Source organism: Georgenia ruanii (assembly GCF_009193175.1).
Classification (GTDB): domain Bacteria; phylum Actinomycetota; class Actinomycetes; order Actinomycetales; family Actinomycetaceae; genus Georgenia; species Georgenia ruanii.
This window is the reverse complement of the sequence record NZ_VUKE01000013.1, coordinates 127,757-133,991: the sequence shown is the minus strand read 5'-3', so window position 1 is coordinate 133,991 and position 6,235 is coordinate 127,757. Positions and strand designations below refer to the sequence as shown.

The window sequence follows — 6,235 nt, the reverse complement described above, 5'->3', positions numbered from 1 at the left end:
CGCGCCCGGCGGCGGCCCGGCCCGCACCCGGCTCGCGCGCGGCGGCGGCCCGGCCCGGGCGGCGCGGCCGGCCCCGACTACGCTGGGGGCCATCATGACCGAGAACACCGCCACCGCCGCGCCCGCGGGCTCCGACATCCGCGTCCGCTTCTGCCCCTCGCCCACCGGCACCCCGCACGTGGGCCTCATCCGGACCGCCCTGTTCAACTGGGCGTACGCGCGCCACGTCGGAGGCACATTCGTCTTCCGGATCGAGGACACCGACCCCGAGCGGGACAGCGAGGAGAGCTACCAGCAGCTCCTCGACGCCCTGCGGTGGCTCGGCCTGGACTGGGACGAGGGGGTGGAGGTCGGTGGGCCTCACGGCCCCTACCGGCAGTCCCAGCGCATGGACGTCTACCGCGACGTGGCCGCCAGGCTGCTCGAGGCGGGCTACGCCTACGAGTCCTTCTCCACCCCCGAGGAGATCGAGGCCCGGCACCGCGCCGCGGGCCGCGACCCCAAGCTCGGATACGACGGCTACGACCGCGACCTGACCGAGGAGCAGAAGGCCGCCTACCGGGCCGAGGGCCGCGAGCCGGTCCTGCGCGTCCGCATGCCCGACACGGACGTGACGTTCACCGACCTCGTGCGCGGCGACGTGTCGTTCAAGGCCGGCTCCATCCCGGACTTCGTCATCGTCCGGGCCAACGGGTTCCCGCTGTACACCCTGACCAACCCGGTGGACGACGCGCTGATGAACATCACCCACGTGCTGCGCGGGGAGGACCTGCTCTCCTCCACCCCGCGGCAGGTGGTGCTCTACCGCGCGCTGCTCGACCTCGGCGTCGCCCAGGTCATGCCGCAGTTCGGCCACCTGCCGTACGTGATGGGGGAGGGCAACCGCAAGCTGTCCAAGCGGGATCCCCAGTCCAACCTTTTCCTCCACCGCGAGCACGGCTTCATCCCCGAGGGCCTGCTCAACTACCTGGCGCTGCTGGGCTGGGGCATCGCCCCGGACAACGACATCTTCTCCAAGGAGGAGATGGTCGCCGCGTTCGACGTCCACGACGTCAACCCCAACCCGGCCCGCTTCGACCTCAAGAAGGCCGAGGCGATCAACGCCACGCACGTGCGCATGCTCGCCCCCGAGGACTTCCGCGCGCGCCTGGTGCCCTGCCTGCGTGCCGCGGGGCTCGTCACGGCGGGCGCCTACGACGCGCTGACCGACCGCGAGCGGGACGTCCTCGACGCCGCCGCGCCGCTGGTCCAGGAGCGCATGGTGCTGCTCGGCGAGGCCCCGGGCATGCTCGGGTTCCTCTTCCGCGACGACGCCGACCTCGCCATCGAGGACGACGCACGCAAAGCCCTGCGTGCAGAGGCCCCGGAGGTCCTGGACGCCTCCGTCGAGGCGCTCGAGCGCCTCGACGACTTCTCCTCCCAGGCCACCGAGCACGCGCTGCGCGAGGCGATCGTCGACGGGCTGGGCATCAAGCCGAAGTTTGCGTTCGCGCCGCTGCGCACGGCGGTGACCGGCCGGCGCGTCTCGCCGCCGCTGTTCGAGTCGATGGAGATCCTCGGCCGCGACCACACCCTGACCCGGCTCAAGAGCCTGCGGGCCCAGCTGGACGGTCAGCCGGGCGCCTGACGGGCGGGGCCGGCCGGGGGTGCCCGGCCGGCCCCGTCAGCGCACGGTGGCGTCCCAGCGCCAGCTGGTCAGCCGCGGCCGGTCGGCCAGCTCCTCGCGACCGGTCTGCCAGAGCAGCACGTCCTGGGGGCTGCCCAGCTCGAGGGGGGAGCCGGGGAAGAGTCGATCGAGCACCTTGGCGCACAGGTCCTCGGGCAGCGTGGCGACGGCGTCGTCCAGCGCGGTGAGCACGTCCCAGCCGTGCACGACCACCTCGCAGACGCCCATGGCGGCGAAGCCGGCGGGGTCGCTCTCGCCGTAGGGGTGGTAGGCCCGCTCGACCGACGGCCGGACCTGGACCTGGGCGGCGAGCAGCTCCCCGCACGCCTCCAGGGTGGCCGCCAGCCCCGGGACGCCGGCGGACCGCTCGCAGCGGGCCACGTCGCCGCCGCCGTCCGCGTCGACGAGCGGGATGTAGCCCTCCCGTGCGCGGCCGGCCACCTGGAGGGCGTAGGCGAGCAGGTCGTCGAGGACGTGCTCGAGCGTGCGCCACACGGACCAGGTCAGGCCGCGGGCCGGGCGGTCGTAGTCGAACCGCGCCTCCGGACGGGCGCGCAGCTCGTTGGCCAGCCACTGGGTGGCGTGGCGGACGTCGTCGGGCGTCATGGCGGTGACGCTAGCGGGGCGCCGCCCCACCACCAAGCGCGACGGTGGCCCGGGGTCAGAACGTCGTGGCGGTAGTGTTCCGCAAGGTGGCTCCGGCGACCCAGGCGTCCCACACCGCCTCGTCCAGGGCGCCGGCGGGGCAGATGTGGACGAGCCCGACGAGCGCGCGGTCGGCGGCCGAGGCCCGCAGGGCCATCCGCAGCTCGGCGCGCTGGGTCCCCACCGAGGTGGTGACGGCGATCTCGCGGGCGGCCATGGGGCCGGCGTCGGTGGTCAGCGTCGTGTCGCGCCGGGCGGTCTCCTCCGCCCCCTCGAGCAGCTGGAGGCTGACGTCGAGGGCGTCCTCCGTCGCGGCGCGGTCGTCGCGCGAGCGGTCCGCCGGGAGAGCGGGCAGGGGGGAGCGCGTGAGCTGCAGGACGCACGCGTCGGACGGATCCTCAAGCTGGACGATCCCGGGGCCCGGCGCCCGCTCGGAGCGCGTGTAGCCGTCGATCGCGGGCGGGTCCCAGCGGGCGGCCGGCTTGCTCGCGGGGGAGGGGCGGTCGGCCGCGTGCACGGCCCCGGCCTGGGCGTCCTGGGGGGCCGTCGGGGCGCAGCCGGTCAGGGCTGCGGCAGCGAGCAGTGCGACGACGAGGCGGACCCGACGCCTGATCCCACGGTGGCCCATCCGCCCTCCCCTCGCGGGCATGAGGCGCCGCCGTGCCGGGCGCCCACTCGTCCAACGTAACCGTCCGGAAGGGCCGCCCCCGCGCCCCGCCCGCCACCCGTGAGGTCAGTCACGAACAGTCGATCTGGTTTGGTCCGGGCCTCGCGCTCGGGTAATGTCTCTCCCCGGTAAGACGTCCAGGAGGCCGACGGGCGGAGCGGATGTCATACCCCCTTGGGGTATGGTGTAATTGGCAGCACGACTGATTCTGGTTCAGTTAGTCTAGGTTCGAGTCCTGGTACCCCAGCGATCGGCAAGCACCTCGGTGCGAGCCGTGACGCACCTTCGGGTGTGCAAGCCCCCATCGTTTAGTGGCCTAGGACACCGCCCTCTCACGGCGGCGGCGCCGGTTCGAATCCGGCTGGGGGTACGACCAGCAACAGGCCCCGCACTTCGGTGCGGGGCCTGTGTCGTTTCCCGGCGACCGGTGGGCGTCGGCCTGGGCCATGCCGGGACCGGCGCGGTGCTCGTGCGTCCGGCGCGGACGCGGGCTCTGGACGCGCTCGCCTGGACAGGCGTGACAGGGGGCCCCGCAGGTGTCCGTCGCGCCAGCCGGACCGACGACGTCCTCCTCCGCGGCGAGCTCGGCGGACGGTGCGATCCTGCTGTTCGCGGCAGGGCCCTGTGGGTGACCTCACAGCCGGTCGGACGGATCCGGGCTCGAACCTCGGGTTCAGGCCTGCTAGTCTTTCAGGGCCGCCACCGGTGGCAGACAAGTGAACAACGCAAGCCCCCATCGTTTAGTGGCCTAGGACACCGCCCTCTCACGGCGGCGGCGCCGGTTCGAATCCGGCTGGGGGTACAGACAGAGAGGCCCTCACCCGACGGGTGAGGGCCTCTCGCTTTCTCGGCTGCGGATGGGGCGCCGTCCCGGCCCACGGTGAGGACCGGAGCGCCCCCGCCCCGATGGCTGAGGACCGGGAAGCGCCGCCCCGACGGCTGAGGGCCGCCGGCACGTGGCCGGCGGCCCTCAGGGACTCGCTCGCGGAACCGCTGGCGGTTCAGCCCTCCTCGGTGCGCTTGAGCACCTCGGTGAGCCGGTTGGCCGCCGCGACGACGGCGGGGGCGTGCAGGCGCCCGGGCTGACGGCCCATCCGCTCGATGGGCCCGGAGATGGACACGGCCGCGAGGACACGGCCCGACGGCCCGCGCACCGGGGCGGAGATCGAGGCCACGCCCGGCTCGCGCTCGGCGACGGACTGGGCCCATCCGCGCCGGCGCACGCCGGACAGGACCGTGGCGGTGAAGTTGGCGCCGTGCAGGCCGCGGTGGAGTCGGTCGGGCTCCTCCCAGGCCAGCAGCACCTGGGCGGCGGACCCGGCGAGCATCGTCAGCGTCGCGCCCACCGGGATCGAGTCGCGCAGGCCCATGGGCCGCTCGGCCGCCGCGACGCAGATGCGCTGGTCGCCCTGGCGCCGGAAGAGCTGGGCGCTCTCGTTGGTGTGGTCGCGCAGCGCGGTGAGGACCGGGCCGGCCGCGGCGAGGAGGCGGTCCTCGCCGGCCGCCGAGGCGAGCTCGGCCAGGCGCGGGCCGAGGATGAACCTGCCCTGCATGTCACGCGCCACGAGGCGGTGGTGCTCGAGCGCGACGGCGAGGCGGTGCGCCGTCGGGCGGGCGAGGTGCGTGGCGCTGACGAGCTGGGCCAGCGTGGCCGGCCCGGCCTCCAGCGCGCCGAGAACCGTGGCGGCCTTGTCAAGGACGCCGACTCCGCTAGAGTTGTCCATGGAGCGATATTCGCATCTCAGGGACTGAGATTGCAAGTAAGCGGCGCCGGAGGCCCGCGACGGGGCCGGCCACAAGGAAGAGAGAGCGTGATGAGCGGAACGCTGGCCGAGAAGGTCTGGGACGCGCACGTGGTGCGCAAGGGCACCGACGGGGCGCCGGACTTGTTGTACATCGACCTGCACCTCGTGCACGAGGTGACCAGCCCCCAGGCCTTCGAGGGCCTTCGCCTGGCGGGGCGGCAGGTGCGCCGGCCGGACCTGACGATCGCGACCGAGGACCACAACACCCCCACGCTCAACATCGACCGTCCGATCGCCGACGCGACCAGCCGCACGCAGATCGAGACGCTGCGCAACAACGCGAAGGAGTTCGGCGTCCGCCTGCACTCCCTCGGCGACGCCGACCAGGGCATCGTCCACGTCGTCGGCCCGCAGCTCGGCCTGACCATGCCGGGCCTGACCGTGGTGTGCGGCGACTCCCACACCTCCACCCACGGCGCCTTCGGCGCCCTGGCCTTCGGCATCGGCACCTCCGAGGTCGAGCACGTGCTGGCCACCCAGACGCTGCCGCTCGCGCCGTTCAAGACGATGGCGATCAACGTCACCGGCACGCTCAGGCCCGGCACGACCGCGAAGGACATCATCCTCGCGATCATCGCCAAGATCGGCACCGGCGGCGGCCAGGGCTACGTCCTGGAGTACCGCGGCGAGGCCATCCGCAACCTCTCGATGGAGGCGCGGATGACCATCTGCAACATGTCCATCGAGGCCGGCGCCCGCGCCGGCATGATCGCCCCCGACGCGACCACCTTCGAGTACATCAAGGGCCGCCCGCACGCGCCAGAGGGCGCCGACTGGGACGCCGCCGTGGAGTACTGGAAGACGCTGCGCTCGGACGACGACGCCGTCTTCGACGTCGAGGTCGACCTCGACGCCGACAGCCTCGAGCCGTTCGTCACCTGGGGCACCAACCCCGGCCAGGGCCTGCCGCTGTCCGCCGCGGTGCCCGACCCGGTCGACATCGCCGACGAGTCCGCCCGCAAGGCCGCCGAGCGCGCGCTGGAGTACATGGCGCTGACCCCCGGCACCCCGCTGAAGGACATCAAGGTCGACACGGTCTTCATCGGCTCGTGCACCAACGGCCGCATCGAGGACCTGCGGGCCGTCGCCGACGTCATCAAGGGCCGGCAGAAGGCCGACGACGTCCGCGTCCTCGTCGTGCCCGGCTCGGCGCGGGTGCGCCTGCAGGCCGAGGCCGAGGGCCTGGACCGGGTCTTCCTCGACTTCGGCGCCGAGTGGCGCAACGCCGGCTGCTCGATGTGCCTGGGCATGAACCCCGACCAGCTCAAGCCCGGCGAGCGCGCCGCGTCGACCTCCAACCGCAACTTCGAGGGCCGCCAGGGCAAGGGCGGCCGCACCCACCTCGTCTCCCCGCTCGTGGCGGCGGCGACGGCGGTGCGCGGCACCCTCTCCGCCCCGGCCGACCTCGCGCCCGCCCAGCAGCCCGTCCACGCCTGACGCCGAAGGAGCACG

5 protein-coding genes and 3 tRNA genes are annotated in these 6,235 nt (G+C 73.6%); 5 read left to right on the top strand and 3 right to left on the bottom strand.

What is annotated here, in order from left to right; translation table 11 throughout:
- Positions 1 to 94 precede the first annotated feature (94 nt).
- Complete coding sequence (gene gltX / locus GD880_RS13780) at positions 95 to 1,627, top strand: glutamate--tRNA ligase (RefSeq protein WP_152232183.1); 1,533 nt, start codon at positions 95 to 97, stop codon at positions 1,625 to 1,627.
- Positions 1,628 to 1,663: 36 nt separating this feature from the next.
- Here gltX and GD880_RS13775 read toward each other — a convergent pair whose 3' ends face one another.
- On the bottom strand, positions 1,664 to 2,272 hold the full coding sequence (locus GD880_RS13775) for a DinB family protein (protein ID WP_152232182.1): 609 nt from the start codon (positions 2,270 to 2,272) through the stop codon (positions 1,664 to 1,666).
- A 55-nt stretch (positions 2,273 to 2,327) separates the two neighbouring features.
- Positions 2,328 to 2,939, bottom strand: coding sequence for a hypothetical protein (locus GD880_RS13770; protein WP_152232181.1), 612 nt, complete (start codon positions 2,937 to 2,939; stop codon positions 2,328 to 2,330).
- Positions 2,940 to 3,153: 214 nt separating this feature from the next.
- On the opposite strand from GD880_RS13770, the gene GD880_RS13765 reads away from it, so the two are divergent.
- From GD880_RS13765 to GD880_RS13755, 3 genes are all read left to right on the top strand, one after another.
- A tRNA-Gln gene (locus tag GD880_RS13765) sits at positions 3,154 to 3,225 on the top strand.
- A gap of 50 nt (positions 3,226 to 3,275) precedes the next feature.
- Positions 3,276 to 3,348 (top strand) — tRNA-Glu (locus GD880_RS13760).
- Between the two features lie 359 nt (positions 3,349 to 3,707).
- A tRNA-Glu gene (locus tag GD880_RS13755) sits at positions 3,708 to 3,780 on the top strand.
- Between the two features lie 199 nt (positions 3,781 to 3,979).
- Here the strand turns inward: GD880_RS13755 and GD880_RS13750 are convergent.
- Entirely contained in the window at positions 3,980 to 4,702 is a 723-nt protein-coding gene (locus GD880_RS13750; protein WP_152204657.1) for an IclR family transcriptional regulator, read from the bottom strand.
- A gap of 90 nt (positions 4,703 to 4,792) precedes the next feature.
- On the opposite strand from GD880_RS13750, the gene leuC reads away from it, so the two are divergent.
- A complete protein-coding gene (leuC, locus tag GD880_RS13745; RefSeq protein WP_152232180.1) occupies positions 4,793 to 6,220 on the top strand; it encodes a 3-isopropylmalate dehydratase large subunit in 1,428 nt (475 codons plus the stop codon).
- The last annotated feature ends 15 nt before the right edge of the window (positions 6,221 to 6,235 follow it).

What these genes read in the sequence shown, in the direction of transcription:
- GD880_RS13750 (WP_152204657.1), bottom strand. Translation starts at nt 4,702, where the DNA reads ATGGACAACTCTAGCGGAGTCGGCGTCCTTGACAAGGCCGCCACGGTT.
- GD880_RS13770 (WP_152232181.1), bottom strand. Translation starts at nt 2,939, where the DNA reads ATGGGCCACCGTGGGATCAGGCGTCGGGTCCGCCTCGTCGTCGCACTG.
- leuC (WP_152232180.1), top strand. Translation starts at nt 4,793, where the DNA reads ATGAGCGGAACGCTGGCCGAGAAGGTCTGGGACGCGCACGTGGTGCGC.
- GD880_RS13775 (WP_152232182.1), bottom strand. Translation starts at nt 2,272, where the DNA reads ATGACGCCCGACGACGTCCGCCACGCCACCCAGTGGCTGGCCAACGAG.
- gltX (WP_152232183.1), top strand. Translation starts at nt 95, where the DNA reads ATGACCGAGAACACCGCCACCGCCGCGCCCGCGGGCTCCGACATCCGC.